At 63.8% G+C, this 18,845-nt stretch carries 18 protein-coding genes, 1 tRNA gene and 1 pseudogene; 11 read left to right on the top strand and 9 right to left on the bottom strand.

Annotation, left to right across the window (positions count from 1 at the left end):
* Window positions 1–15: 15 nt before the first annotated feature.
* The gene (trxA, locus tag A4C63_RS00405) at window positions 16–888 is read left to right on the top strand and encodes a thioredoxin (RefSeq protein WP_063911064.1); all 873 of its coding nucleotides are present in this window, start codon (window positions 16–18) and stop codon (window positions 886–888) included.
* 123 nt (window positions 889–1,011) lie between these two features.
* Here trxA and A4C63_RS00400 read toward each other — a convergent pair whose 3' ends face one another.
* Window positions 1,012–1,356 carry a hypothetical protein gene (locus tag A4C63_RS00400; protein ID WP_063911063.1) on the bottom strand — a complete coding sequence of 115 codons (345 nt, stop codon included), beginning with the start codon at window positions 1,354–1,356 and terminating at the stop codon, window positions 1,012–1,014.
* 130 nt (window positions 1,357–1,486) lie between these two features.
* On the opposite strand from A4C63_RS00400, the gene A4C63_RS00395 reads away from it, so the two are divergent.
* The 4 genes from A4C63_RS00395 to A4C63_RS00380 all read left to right on the top strand — a co-directional run bounded on the left by A4C63_RS00395 (window position 1,487) and on the right by A4C63_RS00380 (window position 4,674).
* Window positions 1,487–2,059 carry a DUF2796 domain-containing protein gene (locus A4C63_RS00395; RefSeq protein ID WP_063911062.1) on the top strand — a complete coding sequence of 191 codons (573 nt, stop codon included), beginning with the start codon at window positions 1,487–1,489 and terminating at the stop codon, window positions 2,057–2,059.
* A complete protein-coding gene (locus A4C63_RS00390; RefSeq protein ID WP_063911061.1) occupies window positions 2,060–2,770 on the top strand; it encodes an ABC transporter ATP-binding protein in 711 nt (236 codons plus the stop codon).
* Window positions 2,770–4,035, top strand: a complete 1,266-nt coding sequence (locus A4C63_RS00385; protein WP_063911060.1) for an ABC transporter permease — start codon at window positions 2,770–2,772, stop codon at window positions 4,033–4,035. Before A4C63_RS00390 ends, A4C63_RS00385 begins: the two co-directional genes overlap by 1 nt.
* 126 nt (window positions 4,036–4,161) lie before the next feature.
* The gene (locus A4C63_RS00380; protein ID WP_082888262.1) at window positions 4,162–4,674 is read left to right on the top strand and encodes a DUF3299 domain-containing protein; all 513 of its coding nucleotides are present in this window, start codon (window positions 4,162–4,164) and stop codon (window positions 4,672–4,674) included.
* Window positions 4,675–4,741: 67 nt separating this feature from the next.
* Here A4C63_RS00380 and A4C63_RS00375 read toward each other — a convergent pair whose 3' ends face one another.
* Window positions 4,742–5,992 carry an RNA-guided endonuclease TnpB family protein gene (locus A4C63_RS00375; protein ID WP_063911058.1) on the bottom strand — a complete coding sequence of 417 codons (1,251 nt, stop codon included), beginning with the start codon at window positions 5,990–5,992 and terminating at the stop codon, window positions 4,742–4,744.
* Window positions 5,993–6,184: 192 nt separating this feature from the next.
* Here A4C63_RS00375 and A4C63_RS00370 point away from each other — a divergent pair, with 192 nt between their 5' ends.
* Complete coding sequence (locus A4C63_RS00370) at window positions 6,185–6,868, top strand: OmpW family protein (RefSeq protein WP_063911057.1); 684 nt, start codon at window positions 6,185–6,187, stop codon at window positions 6,866–6,868.
* On the opposite strand, the gene A4C63_RS00365 is transcribed toward A4C63_RS00370, so the two are convergent.
* Complete coding sequence (locus A4C63_RS00365; protein WP_063911056.1) at window positions 6,856–8,061, bottom strand: MFS transporter; 1,206 nt, start codon at window positions 8,059–8,061, stop codon at window positions 6,856–6,858. The genes A4C63_RS00370 and A4C63_RS00365 overlap by 13 nt on opposite strands.
* Window positions 8,062–8,163: 102 nt before the next feature.
* Between A4C63_RS00365 and A4C63_RS00360 the strand changes: the two genes are divergently transcribed.
* Window positions 8,164–8,607, top strand: a complete 444-nt coding sequence (locus tag A4C63_RS00360; protein WP_063911055.1) for a helix-turn-helix domain-containing protein — start codon at window positions 8,164–8,166, stop codon at window positions 8,605–8,607.
* Window positions 8,608–8,738: 131 nt separating this feature from the next.
* On the opposite strand, the gene A4C63_RS00355 is transcribed toward A4C63_RS00360, so the two are convergent.
* Complete coding sequence (locus tag A4C63_RS00355; RefSeq protein ID WP_063911054.1) at window positions 8,739–9,671, bottom strand: NAD-dependent epimerase/dehydratase family protein; 933 nt, start codon at window positions 9,669–9,671, stop codon at window positions 8,739–8,741.
* Window positions 9,664–10,548: a sugar nucleotide-binding protein gene (locus A4C63_RS00350; protein ID WP_063911053.1), complete on the bottom strand. Its 885-nt coding sequence runs from the start codon at window positions 10,546–10,548 to the stop codon at window positions 9,664–9,666. Before A4C63_RS00350 ends, A4C63_RS00355 begins: the two co-directional genes overlap by 8 nt.
* A gap of 96 nt (window positions 10,549–10,644) precedes the next feature.
* Between A4C63_RS00350 and A4C63_RS26670 the strand changes: the two are divergent.
* Both A4C63_RS26670 and A4C63_RS00345 read left to right on the top strand, forming a co-directional pair.
* A pseudogene (locus A4C63_RS26670) lies at window positions 10,645–10,901 on the top strand (hypothetical protein); the annotation flags it as partial.
* A 7-nt stretch (window positions 10,902–10,908) separates the two neighbouring features.
* Window positions 10,909–11,754 carry an alpha/beta hydrolase gene (locus tag A4C63_RS00345; RefSeq protein WP_063911052.1) on the top strand — a complete coding sequence of 282 codons (846 nt, stop codon included), beginning with the start codon at window positions 10,909–10,911 and terminating at the stop codon, window positions 11,752–11,754.
* Between the two features lie 11 nt (window positions 11,755–11,765).
* Here A4C63_RS00345 and A4C63_RS00340 read toward each other — a convergent pair whose 3' ends face one another.
* Window positions 11,766–12,575 carry a helix-turn-helix transcriptional regulator gene (locus tag A4C63_RS00340; protein WP_063911051.1) on the bottom strand — a complete coding sequence of 270 codons (810 nt, stop codon included), beginning with the start codon at window positions 12,573–12,575 and terminating at the stop codon, window positions 11,766–11,768.
* 179 nt (window positions 12,576–12,754) lie between these two features.
* Here A4C63_RS00340 and A4C63_RS00335 point away from each other — a divergent pair, with 179 nt between their 5' ends.
* Together A4C63_RS00335 and A4C63_RS00330 are read left to right on the top strand one after the other, a co-directional pair.
* A complete protein-coding gene (locus A4C63_RS00335) occupies window positions 12,755–14,197 on the top strand; it encodes a sodium:alanine symporter family protein (RefSeq protein WP_063911050.1) in 1,443 nt (480 codons plus the stop codon).
* 71 nt (window positions 14,198–14,268) lie between these two features.
* The gene (locus tag A4C63_RS00330; RefSeq protein WP_063911049.1) at window positions 14,269–15,258 is read left to right on the top strand and encodes an asparaginase; all 990 of its coding nucleotides are present in this window, start codon (window positions 14,269–14,271) and stop codon (window positions 15,256–15,258) included.
* Between the two features lie 116 nt (window positions 15,259–15,374).
* On the opposite strand, the gene A4C63_RS00325 is transcribed toward A4C63_RS00330, so the two are convergent.
* The 3 genes from A4C63_RS00325 to selA all read right to left on the bottom strand — a co-directional run bounded on the left by A4C63_RS00325 (window position 15,375) and on the right by selA (window position 18,823).
* Window positions 15,375–15,470, bottom strand: a tRNA-Sec gene (locus A4C63_RS00325).
* Between the two features lie 6 nt (window positions 15,471–15,476).
* Complete coding sequence (selB, locus tag A4C63_RS00320; protein ID WP_063911048.1) at window positions 15,477–17,399, bottom strand: selenocysteine-specific translation elongation factor; 1,923 nt, start codon at window positions 17,397–17,399, stop codon at window positions 15,477–15,479.
* The gene (gene selA, locus A4C63_RS00315) at window positions 17,396–18,823 is read right to left on the bottom strand and encodes an L-seryl-tRNA(Sec) selenium transferase (RefSeq protein WP_063911047.1); all 1,428 of its coding nucleotides are present in this window, start codon (window positions 18,821–18,823) and stop codon (window positions 17,396–17,398) included. Before selA ends, selB begins: the two co-directional genes overlap by 4 nt.
* Window positions 18,824–18,845: the final 22 nt, after the last annotated feature.

Below are 18,845 nucleotides of genomic sequence, written 5' to 3'. Positions count from 1 at the left end.
TTTGCGAGAGTCGCAATGAGCCAAGACACGCCTTACATTTTCGACGCCACCGATGCCACCTTCCAGCAACTGGTAATCGAGAACTCCTTCCACAAGCCGGTGCTGGTGGACTTCTGGGCCGAGTGGTGTGCGCCGTGCAAGGCACTGATGCCACTGCTGGCGAAGATCGCCGAGGGTTACCAGGGCGAGCTGCTGCTGGCCAAGATCAACTGCGACGTGGAGCAACAGGTGGTTGCCCAGTTCGGCATCCGCAGCCTGCCGACCGTGGTGCTGTTCAAGGACGGTCAACCGGTGGACGGCTTTGCCGGTGCACAGCCGGAGTCGGCGATCCGCGCCATGCTCGAACCGCACGTGCAACTGCCTGCCGCGCCCGTTGCTTCGCCGCTGGAACAAGCCAAGGCGCTGTTTGCCGAAAGCCGTTTTGCCGAGGCCGAAGCGCTGCTGCAGGCGCTGCTGGGTGAGGACAACAGCAATGCCGAGGCGCTGATCCTGTACGCCCGCTGCCTGGCCGAGCGCGGGGAGCTGGGTGAAGCCCAGGTGGTGCTGGATGCAGTCAAGACCGACGAGCACAAGGCTGCCCTGGCAGGTGCCAAGGCCCAGCTGACCTTCCTGCGCCAGGCTGCCAGCCTGCCGGAAGTGGCCGACCTGAAGAGCCGCCTGGCGCAGAACCCGCAGGATGACGAGGCGGCCTATCAGCTGAGCATCCAGCAACTGGCGCGCCAGCAGTATGAAGCGGCGCTGGAGGGGTTGCTGAAGCTGTTCCAGCGTAACCGTGGCTATGAGAACGGGCTGCCGCAAAAGGCGTTGCTGCAAGTGTTCGAGTTGCTGGGCGGGGATCACCCGCTGGTCGGCGTGTATCGTCGCAAGTTGTCGGCGGCGATGTTCTGACCTGAAGTTATTTGCGAGGGCTTCACCCTCGTTCGCGGGCACGCCCGCTCCCACAGGGTACGCACTGTACTCACTGTGGGAGCGGGCATGCCCGCGAATGAGGCCAGCACAGCCAATAGAGATCTATCCCACCCAGTGATACACCGGCGCGTCCACGCCACTTTCCACCTTCACCTCACTGCTATGCCGCAACCGCACCAACAGCCGTTTACCCGCCGCCGTACTCCCCGCCAGCCCCTCCAACCGATCCAGCAATTCCGGCCCGCTCATCTGCCCTGCCAGGCGCAACACCTCACGTGCCGCAGTCCATTGCCCGTCATCCTGACGAGTTGTCGCCACGGTTTCCGTTGCGGCGGTCTGCACCACCGCGGGCAATTCGATCTGCCGCCCCAGTTGCGCCCACTCTTCCGGCGCCAGCTCGATGGTCAGATCCACAGGCCAATCACCAATCTGTCCACGAATTCTCATGCTGCATTCCTTGAACCCAAGTCAATGCCACCATGCTACCCCAACATGAAACCTGAGCCACGCAGACTGGCAGCACGCGGAAAAGTTGTTATAACATAACCCAATCTTCCCGCCCGCTCCGGAGTCGTCCATGCGTCGCCTGTTGCTCGCCCTGCCCTTCGCCTTGCTGCCCCTGGCCCATGCCCACGCTGATGACCATGATCATGACCACGCCCATGGCACCCTCGGTGCCCACGAGCATGGCGTGGCCAAGCTCAACGCCGTACTCGATGGCAACACCCTGGAGCTGGAGCTGGACAGCCCGGCCATGAACCTGGTCGGCTTCGAACACGCCGCCAACAGCGACGCCGACAAGGCCAAGGTCGCGGCGGTGCGCCAGCAACTCGAGCAACCAATGAAGCTATTCGGCCTGCCCGCTGCCGCCGGCTGCAAGGAAGACCAGCAGGAACTGGAAAGCCCGCTGTTCGGTGACGCCCCGAAAACCGACGACGACGGTGACGAGCACGAGCACAGCCACCCGCACAGCGACATCGGCGCCCACTACCAGCTGACCTGCGCCAACCCAGACAAACTGGTACAGGTGGACCTCGCGCCGCTGTTCAAGGCCTTCCCGGCCACCCAGAAAATCAACGTGCAACTGATCGGCCCCAATGGCCAGAAAGGTGTGGAAACCACGCCGGCCAAGGCCGCGGTCGCGTTCTGAATGCGCCAGCCGTTGATCGAACTGCATGACCTGGTGTTCGCCTGGCCAGGCCAGCCCGCGCTGCTGGACATTCCTGCATTCCGCCTGGAAGCTGGCGAGGCCCTGTTTCTCAAGGGCCCCAGCGGCAGTGGCAAGACCACGTTGCTGGGCCTGCTGGGCGGGGTCAACGTGCCGGGCCAGGGCCGTATCCAGTTGCTCGGCCAGGACCTCGGCCGCCTGGGCCAAGGCGCCCGTGACCGATTCCGGGTCGACCACACCGGTTACATCTTCCAGCAGTTCAACCTGCTGCCGTTCCTCTCGGTTCGCGAAAACGTCGAGCTGCCCTGCCGTTTCTCGCGCAGCCGCAAGGCCCGCGCCGAGCAGCGCCATGGCAGCGTCGACCAGGCGGCCAGCACGCTGCTGGCCCACCTGGGGCTGGGCGACCCCGCCCTGCTCGCCCGCCGCGCCGACAGCCTGTCGATCGGCCAGCAACAACGGGTTGCCGCCGCCCGCGCACTGATCGGCCAGCCCGAACTGGTGATCGCCGACGAACCAACCTCGGCGCTGGATGCCGACACCCGCGAAGCGTTCATCCGCCTGCTGTTCGATGAATGCCGCGCCGCCGGTGCCAGCCTGCTGTTCGTCAGCCACGACCAGAGCCTGGCGCCGCTGTTCGACCGCCACCTGTCGCTGGCCGAACTCAACCGTGCCGCCAAGCCCCGGGAGGCCTGATGTACCTGCTCCGCCTTGCCCTGGCCAGCCTGGCCAACCGCCGTTTCACCGCATTCCTCACCGCCTTTGCCATTGCCCTGTCGGTGTGCCTGCTGCTGGCCGTGGAACGGGTCCGTACCGAGGCCCGGGCCAGCTTCGCCAGCACCATCAGCGGTACCGACCTGATCGTCGGTGCCCGCTCCGGCTCGGTGAACCTGCTGCTGTACTCGGTATTCCGTATCGGCAACGCCACCAACAACATCCGCTGGGACAGCTATGAGCACTACGCCAAGGACCCGCGGGTAAAATGGGCCATCCCCATCTCGCTGGGCGACTCGCACCGCGGTTACCGGGTGATGGGCACTACCGGCGACTACTTCAGCCATTACCAGTACGGTCGCCGCCAGCACCTGGAATTGAGCCAGGGTCGCGCGTTTGCCGATGATCCGTTCGAGGTGGTGCTCGGCGCCGAAGTGGCCGAGGCATTGCACTACAAGCTGGGCGACAAGCTGGTGCTGGCACATGGTGTCGCCGCGATCAGCCTGGTCAAGCACGATGACAAGCCATTCACCGTGGTCGGTGTGCTCAAGCGCACCGGCACGCCGGTCGACCGCACGCTGCATATCAGCCTGGGCGGTATGGAAGCCATCCACGTCGACTGGCACAACGGCGTGCCGGCCCGAGGTGCCGGGCGTATCAGCGCCGAGCAGGCACGGAGCATGGACCTGCAACCTGCCGCCATCACTGCGTTCATGCTCGGCCTGAACAGCAAGATCGCGACATTCAGCCTGCAGCGGGAGATCAATGAATACCGCAGCGAGCCGTTGCTGGCGATCCTGCCCGGGGTGGCCCTGCAGGAACTGTGGAGCCTGATGGGCACTGCGGAGCAGGCGTTGTTCGTGGTTTCGCTGTTCGTGGTGCTGACTGGCCTGATCGGCATGCTCACGGCGATTCTCACCAGCCTCAACGAACGCCGCCGGGAGATGGCGATACTGCGCTCGGTTGGCGCAAGGCCATGGCATATCGCGGGGCTGCTGGTACTGGAGGCGCTGTCGCTGGCGGCGGTCGGGATCGGCGCCGGGCTTGGCTTGCTGTATGCGGGTATCGCGCTGGCCCAGGGGTATGTACAGGCCAACTATGGTTTGTATTTGCCGCTGGCCATGCCAAGCGCTCATGAATGGATGTTGCTGGCTATTATCCTGGGGGCTGCTCTGCTGATGGGCAGCGTGCCGGCGTGGCGGGCCTATCGGCAGTCGCTGGCCGATGGCCTGTCCATTCACCTCTGAGTACGTGCAATGATCCAGTACCTCACTGCCTTCTTCGCGGGCGCGCCCGCTCCCACAGGTCCTTCACAAGGTTCGAAGCCTGTGGTGAACCCTGTGGGAGCGGGCATGCCCGCGAAGAGGCCAGCACTGCATACGCTGCTGATCCTGCTGCTGACAGTAGCGATGCCTCTGTGGGCCTCGGAACCCCGCGAACTGGATTGGCCCGCTCTTATCCCCGAAGGCGCCCCGGTCATCCCACCACAACTCGCGCCACTGCACGACATGTCACAGCTCAGCAACGCCCTGTCCGCCGAGTCCGCCCCACCGGCGCGCCAGCAGGCGCCCGACGCTCCGGTGGTAAAAAGCCTCGACGGCCAGCAGATCAAACTGCCCGGCTACATCGTGCCGCTGGAGGTGAGCGAAGAAGGCCGCACCACCGAATTCCTGCTGGTCCCCTACTACGGCGCGTGCATCCACGTGCCACCCCCACCGTCGAACCAGATCGTGCATATTTTCAGCGAAATGGGCGTGCGCGTCGAAGACCTCTACCAGCCCTACTGGATCGAGGGAAAGCTGCAGGTTAGAGCCTCCAGCAGCGAACTGGCCGACGCCGGATACCAGATGGAAGCCGAGAAAATATACGCTTACGAGCTGAATTGACATCCTCTCCCACCTCGCCTTGTTAGACGCCGGCTTTCGCCGGAAAGGAGGGGGATTCCCTACTGCGTCAGCCGACGAAAGTCGGCTGCTCGCTTCGATGGGTTCCTGCTGCTGGCGGCATTGAAGCACCACTCACTTCACAGGCGATCCGGCCAATTGTCCTGGCCTTTGGGCTATTCAATCCACGCCCTCGGATATTCTTCGAAGCCACCAGGTCCGCGTTCTCGGTGTGGCCGCAGGCCACGCACGAAAACACGCGCTGGCTCTTTCTGTTGTCAGCGCAAGTGTGCTCACAGACAGGGCATTCGCGGCTTGTATTGGCGGGTGGGATAGCGATCAGCCAACCGCCGTTCCAGGCGGACTTATAGTCGAGCTGGCGACTGAATTCGCCCCAGCCTTGATCCAGGATCGACTTGTTCAGGCCAGATTTGGCTCGAACGTTTCGACCAGGTTCAGCCAGATTGCCGCTGGCCGAACGACTCATGTTCTTGACCTGCAGATCCTCGACAACAATCATCGCGTGGTTTTTGCTGATGGTGTGTGAGGCCTTGTGCAGGAAGTCGCTGCGGGCGTTGGCAATCTGGCTGTGGATTCGCTGAACGCAGGCTTTTGCGCGCTTCCAGTTACTGCTGAATTTAACCTTGCGGCTCATCTGGCGTTGAGCTTTCGCCAGTCGAGTTTCATTTCGTTTGAAGCTCGACAGAGGCTGAATCACGGTCTCTTGTTGACCATCCCAAAGCGTCGCAAATCGGACAACGCCCATGTCGATGCCTACCGCTGTAGCGGCTGGGTGGCAGGGTTCTGCCACTTTTCGCTCGGTCTGGATGGATACATACCAGTGGCCAGCTTTCAAGCTGACTGTGACGTTTCTGACCAGGCCAAGAACCTTGCGGCTTCTTCGGTATTTCAGCCAGCCCAGTTTAGGCAGGAGGATTAGCGCGCCAGCCTGGTCAAGCTTGATTGTTTTTGGCTGAGGGAATCGAAAGCTATCCCGAGCACCTTTTTTCTTGAATCGAGGAAAGTCAGAGAGCTTGTCGAAGAAGCGCTTGTAGGCGGTTTCGAGGTCGCGCAAGATCTGCTGCTCGACGTCGACTGATGCCTCGGCAAGCCAGGGTGTGTCAGGGTCGTTTCGCCAGGCTGTCAGTTCTTTACAGAGTCCTGCATAGCCAAGTTTTTTCTCGCCTGCTTCATGCCTGGCTTGCTGGAGTGCCAAACCTTTATTCCAGACGACGCGCACGCAACCGGCAAATTTCCTGAGGAGGATTCGCTGCTGAAAGGTTGGCTCAAGTCGGAACCTGTAGGCTTGAAGGCGTTTCATTGTGAGTACTGTACATATATACAGCTTGATGATATCACCGCTTTGCGGTGAGCGCTATCCATCCCCGCTCTGAAGAGACGGGGCTTCCCGCGCGACTTCGTGAACACGCTTCTTTGAGCTGGGTCAAACTTTCTGTTTAACCGCATCCGTACCATTGGACTACTCGATTACTCACGTCCTTTGGGAGCTTCCATGAACAAGTCCTTGCTCAGCGCCGCCCTCGCGGCCCTGGCGCTCGCTGCCCCTGTCGCCCACGCCCACCAGGCAGGCGATGTCATCGTCCGCGCCGGTGCCATCACCACCGCTCCCAACGAAAGCAGCGGCGACCTGAAATTCGACGGCAACAAAGTCTCGGGCACCAAGGCGACCCTGGACAGCGACACCCAACTGGGCCTGACCTTCGCTTACATGCTCACCGACCACATCGGCCTGGAGCTGCTGGCAGCCACCCCGTTCAAGCACACCGTCGGTGTCAAAGGCCTGGGCGGCGGCCTGGACGGCAAGCTGGCCGACATCAAGCAACTGCCACCGACCCTGTCGCTGCAGTACTACCCGATGGAGCCGACTTCCAGGTTCCAGCCGTATGCCGGCGTCGGCATCAACTACACCCTGTTCTTCGATGAAGACCTCAGTAGTGCACGCAAGCAGCAGGGCTTCAGCAACCTGAAGCTGCAGGACTCGGTCGGCATCGCCGGCCAGCTGGGCATGGACTACATGATCACCGACAACCTGCTGGTCAACGCCTCGGTCTGGTACGTCGACATCGACACCAAGGCCAGCGTCAACGGCCCGTCCGCACTGGGCTACAGCAAGACCAAGGTCGACGTCGAAGTCGACCCGTGGGTGTACATGGTCGGCCTTGGCTACAAGTTCTGACCTGAACACTGCAGGGCGGCTTCGGCCGCCCTCGCTCGTTGCAACCCTAGCCAGTACCCCAGCGCGACCGCGCTGATGCCCATCCCAAGCCCACACACCGCTGCCCACCCCCAATGGGCATACACCCAGCTCGCCAGCACCGCCCCAAGCCCACTGCCAAGCGAATAGCAGCACATGTAGGCGCCGATCAACCGGCTGGCCATTGCGCCACGCCCGGCCAGCAACAGGCTCTGGTTGGTGACATGCACCGCCTGCACGGCAAAGTCCAGCATCAGCACACCCAGCCCAAAGGCCAGCAGTGAATGCCCGACGAAGGCCGTAGGCAGCCATGACAGCACCAGCAGAGCCAGCGCCAACCCGGTGGTGCGCTCCCCCAACCCCTGGTCGGCCAGACGACCGGCGCGCGCTGCCGCCAATGTGCCGGCAACACCCGCCAGGCCGAACAGACCGATCTCTGTATGGCTCAGCGCCAATGGCGCGACACTCAGGGGCATGACCATGGCACTCCACAGCACGCTGAACGCGGCGAAGATCAATACGCCGAACAGTCCACGCTGACGCAGCAGCCGATCGTGCTGATACAGCCTGAACTGGGCAACGATCAGCGCTCGGTAGCCAGACCGCAGCGTCACCGGCTGCCCCGTGGGCAGGCTGCGCCACAGCACCAGGGCCAGTAGCATCAGCAGCCCTGCGGCAAACAGGTACACGCTGCGCCAGCCGGCCAGGTCGGCAAGCCCGCCCGAGACCAGACGCGCCAGCAGAATGCCCAGCACCACGCCGCTGGTGACGCTGCCCACGGCCTGCCCTTGCTGGCCGGGGCTGGCAAGGCTCGCTGCATGCGCCACCATCACCTGCACCATGACCGCCATCAGCCCGGTGATGGCCAGGGCCAGCAGCAGTAGCGCCCAGTTCGGCGCCATGCCTACACCAAGCAGCGCCAGGGTCGAGAACAGCAACTGCCCGAGCAACAGGCGCTTGCGGTCGATCAGGTCCCCCAGCGGCACGATCAGCAACAACCCCAGCGCATAGCCCGCCTGGGTCGCGCCAACTACCCAGCCGATCCGCTGCTGCGCCACGCCCAGGTCGGCGGCCATCGATTCGAGCAAAGGCTGGGCGAAATACACGGTCGCCACGGCCATGGCGCTGGTGGTGGCCAGCAACAGAGTTATCCAGCGTGTCAGCGTAGGGGTCATCGGGCTGGCCTCGTCAATCTGGTTTCGAATTGAAACCACATGCTGGCTATTTAGCAAATGTGGTTTTAATCTGCAACCAGATGATTACGAAAGGCCCCGTCCATGCTCGATGAAAACAATGCGCAATGCCCCGTGGCCCGGGCCCTGGAGGTGCTGGGAGACCGTTGGGCGTTAATGATCCTGCGCGATGCCTTCGATGGCCTGCGGCGCTTCAGTGAATTCCAGAAGAACCTGGGGCTGGCGAAGAATATCCTCGCCTCTCGGCTCAAGTGGCTGGTGGAAAGCGGGCTGCTGACGCTGCAGCCTGCGTCGGATGGCAGTGCCTACAAGGAATATGTGCTGACCGAGAAAGGACGATCGGTGTTCCCGGTGGTGGTTGGCTTGAGGCAGTGGGGGGAGCGGTTTCTGTTCGAGGCAGGTGAAGTGCGTTCGGAGTTGGTGGATGGCGATACCGGGCAGGCGCTGGAAACACTGCAGGTGCGGGCCCGGGATGGGCGGGTGCTGGCGGCCGGGGATTGCCTGCGAAAAGTGGTGCGGCATCGATGATTCCGGGGCCGCTGTGCGGCCCTTTCGCGACGCAAGGCCGCTCCCACATGGACCGGACATGTTTGGCTTTACGCGATCTCTGTAGGAGCGGCCTTGTGTCGCGATAGGGGCGCAAAGCGCCCCCAAGGATTTCAGCCCTTGCCCAGAAGCCGCGCCAGGCCCTCGACAATCGGCGTCGCCTGCGGAAACTCGAACCGCGCCAGCAAACGCTGGTTATCCGCCCGCGAATGGCGAATGTCACCCGAGCGTGCCGGCACATAGCTGACCGCCGGCAAGCTACCCACCACTTTCTCCAGCGCCGCCAGCAGCTGGTTAAGCGACGTGGCCTGGTTGAGGCCGATATTCACCGCGCCCTCTTCGACCTGCGGCTGCTCCAGCGCCTGCACCATCACCTGCACCAGGTCGCCCACGTAGAGGAAGTCCCGGGTCTGCTCGCCATCGCCGAACACCGTAATCGGCAAACCCTGCACAGCACGCTCGGAGAAGATGCTGATCACCCCGGAATACGGCGAAGACGGGTCCTGGCGCGGCCCGAAGATATTGAAGAAGCGGAACACCACAGGCTCCAGGCCATGCTGGCGACGGTAGAAGTCCAGGTACTGCTCACTGGCCAGCTTGTCCACGGCATAGGGGGTCAGCGGCGCCTTGGGGGTGTCTTCGGCAATCGACTCGCCTTCGCCATTGTTGCCGTACACCGCAGCACTGGAGGCGAACAACACCCGGCGCAGGCCATGCACGCGCATGGCTTCGCACACATTGAGGGTGCCGATGAAATTGCTCTGGTGGGTCCGCACCGGGTCCTCGACCGAGGCCTGCACCGAGGCCACCGCCGCCAGGTGCACCACAGCACTGCAACCAGCCGCAACCTGCGTGACCAGCCCGGCATCGGCGACATCGCCTTCAACCAGTTCCAGCCGTGGGTGGCCGACCTGCAGGTTGCCCCGCTGGCCAGTGGAGAAGTCGTCGAGAATGCGTACTGCGTAGCCTTTGTCCAACAACGCATCGCACAGGTGGGAGCCAATGAAGCCGGCACCGCCGGTGATCAGGATGGGGGCGTCAGCCATGGCGGTAGAACCGGTCCAGTAGAGGCGGCAGGCCGGCGCGCCAGGCGCGCGGCTTGATGCCGAAGGTATGAAGGATTTTCTTGCAGGCCAGTACCGCGTGCTGCGGCTCTTCGCTGGCATCCGGGCGCGCGGCATGGGCCTGCGGCGTCGGTGCCTGCACGGCCAGCTGACGGTATTGGCCGGCCTCGGCGAGGATCGCCTGGCCTAGCGCCAGCGGCGTGGTCGCCTCGTTGCCGGCGTAATGGTAGGTGCCCCACAGCGGCGCGCTGCAATCGAGTTGCTTGAGCACCGACAGTATCACCCGGGCGGCGTCGTCGACCGGCGTCGGGTTGCCGCGCCGGTCATCGGCCAGCAGCAGCTCCGCTGGTTGCTCGGCGCGGGTCAGGAAGCGGCCCAGCGAGCCGTCGATGCTCTCGTCGAGCAACCAGCCAAAGCGCAGCAGCACATGCTGTGGGCAGGCCGCCCGAACGCTCTGCTCGATACGCCACAGCGCCTGGCCACGCATGCCCAGCGGCACGGGCTCATCCTTTTCGCTGTAGGCGGTGGCCCGCGAACCATCGAACACCCGGTAGCTGGAAGGCTGCACCAGGGTGATCTGGTGGTGCTGGCACAGCTCCGCCAACCGCTCCACCGCCCGCTCCTGTTGAGCCAGGCGTTGCTCGCTGACCGACTCGGCCTGGAACCAGTCGAAGTAATAGGCCAGGTTGACCAGGGCATCGGGGCGATGATCGTCGAGCAGCTGGGTGAGGCTGGCCGGCGTCCAGCCGTTCTCGGGCGGGCGCGGCGCCAGGAATGCGATGTCCTCCTCGGCCCCAAGACGAATCAGCGCTTGCCCGAGGGCATTGCCACCACCCAACAGCATTAGGCGCATACGCATAGAGTCAGCAGATCCGGAGAGGTTGATTGAAGGAAAGAAGTCATTTTGCGGTTTCTGGGCGGGGAAGTCCAACGTAGGCCATAGCCATTGCAAGCCAAGCCATTGCAGACTTGGGCCGCCCGGAGGCAAAGGACTGACCTGTTCTGTGCGGAGGTTGCTCCAGGCATCGGGTTTTATGATGACAACTTCGGCCCTGGAGTCGGCTGGTTCTTCATGCCGGCCTGCGCTGTACCGTTCGTTTCGGCTCTGGTCTCATAAAGCCGCTGCTGGTCAGTATCTGCATCATCATGGCTATCAAACTGCTACTCGATACGGGAAATCCACTCGGCGAATGGCTCAAGCAATTTCTCTAGAGGCCCCATGCACTTGCAAACGGAATCTTCTCAGCGCCTGAAATGGCAGTTTGACGAACTCGCCCCAGGCAAAGAACTGTTCATCGACGAAGTATTTGGAAACTACCAGCAACAAGCCCGATTGCTGGTCCCCGATATCGAACGCGCAGCGCCTGCATTCGTCCTGGGCGGCGCGCGCTCCGACTTTACCCGGCTCAATCCCCTGCTCTATCGCCTGCAAGCCGCAGGCATTGGTTCCCTCACTGCCAATCTGTCAGGTCATAGCCTCGCCAGTGAGCCAGGCGCAGTGTCACCCTCACTGGCTACCAACCTTGATGAAGCCCGGCGTTTCCACGCGCATATCGCGCTTCGCTGTCGGACGATAATAGGCCACAGCCTGGGCGCGGCTATAACGCTGAAACTTGCAGCACAGTTGCCGCAAGTGGACAGCATCGTTCTGATCTGCCCGGCAGTCTATCCAGACCGTGCTCACCAGGTACCGTTCGGCCCGGCATTCACGGCCGCGATCAGGGAACCCTATGGTTTTCTCGATTGCGACAGTTACGCCTTCCTCAAACAGTTCCAAGGCAGAGTTCTGATGGTGATTGGCGAGTATGACGGGCTGAACTCACAACGATTTGGCAAAGATCCGGGCACTAGTGCAGGTAACCTGTGGCTGGCCGGCGCCGAGCGCTACAGCCCGATTCCTGAAGAAGTTACCCAGACCCTGATGCAATCAGTTTCAGCGTCGCGTTTGCAATGCCTGTTTCTTACAGACTGCGACCATGGCATCGCCGCCCACTTACGCAGTGCACCAGCGATTGCCGATCAGGTTGCGAGCGCCGTGGAAACCTTCATCCTCGACGACGCCTGACGCGTTGACCACTACTTGATTTCAAACAATCCGTTACTAAGCGGCCTCACACTCAAGCGCTCGCGTATGTCGTCATCTATACGGGGATCATCCGGCTGGTACAGTTTTACCTGGCGATAGGCGTTGATGCGATTGATCTCCTCTCCCAGGTAATCCCACACCACCCGGGTGCAGGCCGGGTAGCGCTGGTCGCCGCTGGAAACGCCGACCTTAAGGCCGTTCAGGCGGGTAATGCGGCTTTTGAAGCTGGGGATGAGGATGGTCTGGCTCATCTCGTTGAAAGTCAGCGACTCGTAGTCGACCAGGAACATCCGGTCCTGCAACTGGAACGCCGCCCCCAGGTAGCGGCAGCGCACCTCGGCATGGTGGTCGGTGGCACTGGAGCGCTCCTGGCGTTCCTGGCGCTCGAACAGGAACTGCCCGCGCTCTTCCCACAGGTGCACCAGCGATACCAGGATCGTGCCCGGCACCGACATGCAGTTGGAATACTCCAGGTAGTAGCCGCAATAACGCGACAGATTGCCGGCATGTTCGTGCAACGGGCGGAACAACTCGCTGATCGGGTCGCCGGGTTGCTCGGCCAAGGTCGACACACGCGCACCGATCAGGTGGCTGAACTGCTCGGGCGGCAAATTCAGCTCGTAATCCTCGACGCCGAAGAAGTCGCTGATGCGCTTGAGGTTGAATGCCGTCGGACGGCTCTGCCCGCTCAGGTACTTGTTGAACTGTGCGCGATTGATCGCGAGCTTGCGGCAAACTTCGGAGATAGAGCGGTAGTGGCTGCAGGCCAGTTTGAGATTGGTAGCGAAATGATCGCTCATGACACGGGGCTCAGGTGACGCGAATGACGCAAGTGTAGCATCAAGTTGCACCAAATCAGAGCAACCCGCGAAATTGTAACCGGTCTTGTCATAGCCAACCATGCGCCCCAACGAATAGCGGTGCGCCCGCCGTCCGCTGGTCTTTCCACACGAACAATAAGAATCGAGGTCATTTTCCAATGCTCGAAGTACTCAACGATTTCCTCTCGGGGAAACTTCTCATTGTGCTGATCGTAGGACTGGGTAGCTACTTCACCATCCGCTCCCGGTTCGTCCAGTTCCGCCACTTTGGCCACATGTTCGGTGTGTTCAAGGAGTCGCTGCGTGGCCAGGCTGGCCAGCTGAGCTCCTTCCAGGCCCTGATGCTGAGCCTGGCCGGCCGCGTGGGCGCCGGTAACATCGCCGGTGTCGGCATTGCCGTGACCCTGGGTGGCCCAGGCGCCGTGTTCTGGATGTGGGTCACCGCACTGGTGGGCATGTCCAGCAGCTTCTTCGAATGCACCCTGGCCCAGGTCTACAAACGCGCCGATGGCGACGGCCTGTACCGTGGTGGCCCGGCCTACTACATCCAGCACGGCCTGAAGCTGAAAAGCATGGCCATCGTGTTCTCGGTCCTGCTGCTGGTCACCTACGGCTTCGCCTTCATCGGCCTGCAGTCGTACACCGTGACCCACTCGCTGCAGAACGCCTTCGCCTTCGACCCCAAGCACACCGGCATCGTCCTCGCCGTGCTGCTGGCCATCACCTTCATTGGCGGCATCAAGCGCATCGCCGCGGTGTCGGACCTGCTGGTACCGGTCAAGACCCTGGCCTACATCGGCGTGACCCTGTACGTGATCGGCACCCAGATCGAGCACGTGCCAGCCATGCTGGAAACCATCTTCAAGAGCGCCTTCGGCCTCGACCCGGCGTTCGGCGGCCTGCTCGGCAGCGCCATCGTCATGGGCGTGAAGCGTGGTGTGTTCGCCAACGAAGCGGGCCTGGGCAGTGCGCCGAACGTCGCCGCCGTGGCCGCCGTGAAACACCCGGGTGCCCAGGGCGTGGTCCAGGCTTTCAGCGTGTTCCTCGACACCTTCGTGATCTGCACCTGCACCGCGCTGCTGATCCTGCTGTCGGGCTTCTACACCCCGGGCTTCGAAGGTGACGGTATCGTCCTGACCCAGAACTCGCTGGCCGCCGTGGTTGGTGACTGGGGCCGCGTGTTCGTCAGCGTCGCGCTGTCGCTGTTCGTGTTCACCTGCATCCTCTACAACTACTATCTGGGCGAGAACAGCCTGCAGTTCCTCAGCCGCAATCGCGTGGTACTGATGGTGTTCCGTGGCCTGGTACTGGCACTGGTGGTATGGGGTTCGTTGCAGGACCTGTCGACCGTGTTCGCCTTTGCCGATATCACCATGACCTGCCTGGCCTTCGTCAACCTGGTGGCCCTGGCCCTGCTGTTCAAGGTCGGTCTGCGGGTGATGCGCGACTACGACGAGCAGCGCAAGGCGGGTGTCGACCAGCCAGTGTTCGACTCGGCCAAGTTCGCCGACCTGGACCTGGACCGCAATGCCTGGCCTGCCAATCCGCAGGCGGAAACAGCCACTGACAAAGCAGTCGGCGAAGTCCAGACGCAGCGCTGATATCCTCCCTTCCAGCCGCCCCGTCCGTGGGCGGCTTACCTTTTCTCCGCTCACCGCTACGGATGCTTCCCATGCGAGCAGTAAACAATCTCCTCGTTCTCTATACCGGGGGCACCATCGGCATGCTCGAAACCCCCGAAGGCCTGGCGCCGGCCGGTGGTTTCGAAGCGCGCATGCGCGAACACTTCGCCCACATGCCCGATGCGCCACAACTGCGATGGACCCTGCAGGAACTGGACCCGCTGCTGGATAGCGCCAACATGCAACAGCACAACTGGCTGGCGATGCGCGATGCCATCGTCGCAGCGGTAGAGGTTGCTGACCATGATGGCGTGCTGGTGCTGCATGGCACCGACAGCCTGGCCTATAGCGCTGCGGCATTGTCGTTCCTGCTGCTGGGCCTGCCGGTGCCGGTGTTGCTGACCGGCTCGATGCTGCCAGCGGGAGCCGCAGACAGCGATGCCTGGAGCAACCTGTGCGGCGCACTGCGCCAGTTCGAACAAGGGCTGGAAGATGGCGTGCAGCTGTACTTCCATGGGCAGCTGCTGCATGGCTGCCGGGCGTCGAAGCTGCGCAGCGAGGCGTTCGATGCCTTTGTCGCGCTGCCACGTCATCGTGACAGTGAGCGCGCCACGGCGATCCCTGCCGAGCTTGGCTACAAGCACCCGCGCCAGCCGGTCAACCTGGCGGTAGTGCCGGTGTTCCCGGGCCTGCAGGCCGGGCACTTGCAGGCACTGCTGGGCAGTGGCGTGCAGGGGTTGCTGCTGGAGTGCTACGGCAGCGGTACCGGGCCGTCGGATGACCAGGCATTGCTGGATGTGCTGAGCGCAGCGCGCCAGCGCGGTGTGATGCTGGCCGCTATCAGCCAGTGCCCTGAGGGGTCGGTGGTGTTCGATACCTATGCGGCGGGTAACCGCTTGCGCGGAGCCGGGCTGGTCAGTGGTGGGGGCATGACCCGTGAGGCGGCGCTGGCCAAGATGGTTGCGCTGCTGGGGGCCGGGCTGGATGTGGATGCAGCTGAGCAGTGGTTTGCCCTGGATCTGTGTGGGGAGCGGGCCTAGCTTTCACCCATCAGGGCCTATTCGCGGGCAAGCCCGCTCCCACAGGTACAGCACTGCCCTTGAAGGCTGTGAAGTCCTGTGGGAGCGGGCTTGCCCGCGAATGGGCCAGTAAAAAATGGCGGAAGGCAGCGGGAGTCGAACCTGCCCGGGAACGGCTGCCGTCCCCAACCGGGTTTGAAGCCCGGCCGCGCCACCGGGCGCGATTGCCTTCCTTGAACTCAGTGCCTGGCTTGCTGCTGGGCCAGGGCGCTGTCGGCGCGAATGTGACGCTGATCGGCCACCCTCCGGGTCAGACCGATGCGGTCGAAGTATTCCAGTATCTGCACACTGCGCTTGCGACCGATGCCCAACATATCGCGAAACGCGGCAACCTGCACTATCGGCGTTTCACTGGCCTGCCCCAGCAGCAGCTCTGCCATGCGCTGTAGCGTCGCCTCGGGGTAGAACAGGTCGCGCACCACCTGGTGGACCAGGCCCAACCGGGCCAGCTTGCGCAGCAACAGGCGCACATCGGCTTCGGCACGGTTTTCCTCACTCGCCAGCGTCCTGACCCAGGGCGGATCGTATTGCCCCGCCAACAACTTCGGTTGCAAACTCGCCCATAACGCACTGTCGGCTTCACTCAACTGCACCTTGTGATCGGGCAGGTGCAACCAAGGCCCGCTGCTGGCAATGGCGCCGTCATCTAGCAACTCATCCAGCAGGCTGACAAAAGCGGGCCGCTCCAGCGGCAAGGCTGCAAAGCGGCGCAGGCGGTCGCGGTCCGGGCCGAGCTGGTCAGGCTCCTGCTCATGGAACCGCGCCAACTGCTCCAGCACCAGGCGCTTGAGCGCCTGCCACTGGGCACGGGCAAACAACAGTTGGCCCTGCCGTGTTGCCACCACCAGCACATCTTCCGGCAACTGCCAGGTTTCGCGCAGACGATTGAACTGCCGCTCCAGGCGCTGCGGGTCGACACCCCCGGGTGCGCTGGCGAGCAGCGCCGGCAGGGCCTGCTCCAGGTCCTCGGTATCACGCAGCACCTGCAACTGGCGCAGGCGCTCATCGCTGCGCCGCTGACGGCTTGGCGCAAACGGGTCGAGCACCTTGCCGCCCCCCAGGGTGCGCTGGGCACGCTGGTCGCGCAGCACCAGGCGGTCGCCGTGTACCGCCTGCAGCGGTGCGTTGAGCAGCAACTGGGCGAACATGCGCTGGCCCGCCGTCAGGGTTTCTCCTTCGAGCAAGGCCACCCGGGCCGTTACGTCCTGGGTGCCGAGGTGCACGTGCACGGCGCTGAAATGTTCGAAAGTCCGGGTCTCGCCCGGCAACAGTTTCAGTTCGATATCCACCCGCACGCTGGGGGCATGCAGCCACTCGGCCACCAGCCAGTCACCCCGATGCACCTGTTCCGCCGCCAGGCGTTCGGCAGCGATGTTCAGCGCCACACGCTGGCCCGCCTCGGCCACCAGGGCGGCCTGGTTCTGCGCATGCAGGCCACGCACCCGCACCGGTTTGCCAGCCTTGCCCAGCAACAAGGTGTCGCCGGCACTGACCCGCCCGGCCAGCGCCGTGCCCGTGACCACCACACCCGCACCGGTAACGGCGAAAGCACGGTCGACGGCCAGGCGGAAACCGCCGCGCACGCTGCGCTGGCGCACGCGCTGCTCCGCCGCCAGCAACGCCTGGCGCAGGGCATCGATACCCTCGCCGGTCACACTCGACAACGGAAACTGCCGTGCACCGGCATAAGGGCCCGGCGCCAGCAATTCGCTGACTTGTGCCTGCACTTCGGCCAGGCGTGCCGGCTCTACCCGGTCGCATTTGCTGATTGCCACCAGGGCCTGGGGAATGCCGAGCAGCTCGATGATTGCCAGGTGCTCGCGGGTTTGTGGCATCACCCCGTCGTCGGCCGCCACCACCAGCAGCACCAGGTCGATGCCGTGGGCGCCGGCCAGCATGTTGTGGATAAAGCGCTCATGGCCCGGTACGTCGATGAAGCCGGTCAGTGCCGCCCCCTCGGTCAACGCCGCATAGCGGTAGCCCAGGTCGATGGTCATGCCACGGGCGCGCTCCTCCTGGCGCTGGTCGCCGGCCTGGCCGGTCAGGGCCTGGAGCAGTGCGGTCTTGCCGTGGTCGATATGGCCGGCGGTACCAACGATCACTGTACCGGCCCCAACTGCAGGGCGGGCAACTGCGCCAGCCACTGGGCTTCGTCATCCAGCTGGCGCAGGTCCAGCCACAGGGCGTCGTCGGCGATGCGGCCGAGCACCGGCACCGGCAGGTCTCGCAAGGCCCGCTCCAGCACATGCAGGCTGCGCCCGCGCAACTTCTTCGACACCTGCGGGCGCAGGCACAACGCCGCGCTCGGCAGGCGGGCGACCGGTTGGCTGCCACTGCCGATCATGCCCAACGCCGGCTCCACGCTGACCGCCCATTGCTCGCCGAGGCGGGCCTTGAGCTCAGGGGCCAGGCGCTCGGCCTGGGCCTGGATTTCGGCCTGGCTGCGGGTCAGCAGACGCAGGCTGGGCAGGCGCTCGGCCAGGCGGTCGGGGTTGCGGTACAGCGCCAGCACCGCTTCGAGTGCGGCGAGGGTGATCTTGTCGACCCGCAGCGCGCGCTTGAGCGGGTTCTTCTTGATCCTGGCGATCAGGTCCTTGCGCCCGACGATGATCCCGGCTTGCGGCCCGCCCAGCAGTTTGTCGCCACTGAAGGTGACGATATCGGCGCCGTCAGCCAGGGCCTGGCGCACGGTCGGCTCGGCGGGCAGGCCCCAGCGGGTGAGGTCAAGCAGGCTACCGCTGCCAAGGTCCTCAAGCAGCGGTAAGTCATGTTGGTGGGCGATGCGCGCCAGCTCGGCGGTGGGCACCTGGGTAGTGAAACCCTGGATACTGTAGTTGCTGCAATGCACGCGCATCAGCAGGCCGGTGCGTGGGCCGATGGCGGCCTCGTAGTCGCGGGCGTGGGTGCGGTTGGTGGTGCCGACTTCGTGCAGCTTCACGCCAGCGCGGGCCATGATGTCGGGAATGCGGAAGGCACCGCCGATCTCGATCAGTTCACCGCGGGAGATGATGCCCTCCTTGCGCGCGCCCAGGCTGTTGAGCGCCAGCAGCACGGCGGCGGCGTTGTTGTTGACCACGGTGACGGCTTCGGCGCCGGTCAGCTCGCGGATCAGGCCTTCGATCAGGTCGTCACGGTCGCCACGCTTGCCGGTGGCTAGGTCGAATTCCAGGTTGAGCGGATAGCGGGCGGCGGTCTGCATGGCCTCGATGGCCTCCTCTGGCAACAGGGCGCGGCCGAGGTTGGTGTGCAGGACGGTGCCGGTGAGGTTGAACACGCGGCGGACCTGGCTGCGTTGCTGGGTGGCCAGGCGTTCGCCGGTGCGGCCCAGCAGGACTTCAGCGGCCAGTTCGGCGGCGCTGAGCTGGCCGGTACGGGCGGGGTCGCGCAGGTCGTCGAGCAGTTGGCGCAAGGTGGCAAGGACCGCGTCGCGGCCATGGCGGTCGATCAGCGGGAGGCAGGCCGGGTGGCGCAAAAGGGTGTCGATGGAGGGCAGGCGTGGGGTGTCGCTGGCTAGGCTGGAGGACATGCGGTACTACCTTGGACTGATC

It is taken from the genome of Pseudomonas sp. p21, assembly GCF_001642705.1.
Taxonomy (GTDB): domain Bacteria; phylum Pseudomonadota; class Gammaproteobacteria; order Pseudomonadales; family Pseudomonadaceae; genus Aquipseudomonas.
Note: the sequence above shows the minus strand (reverse complement) of the source record. Positions and strands in the feature narration are given on the sequence as shown.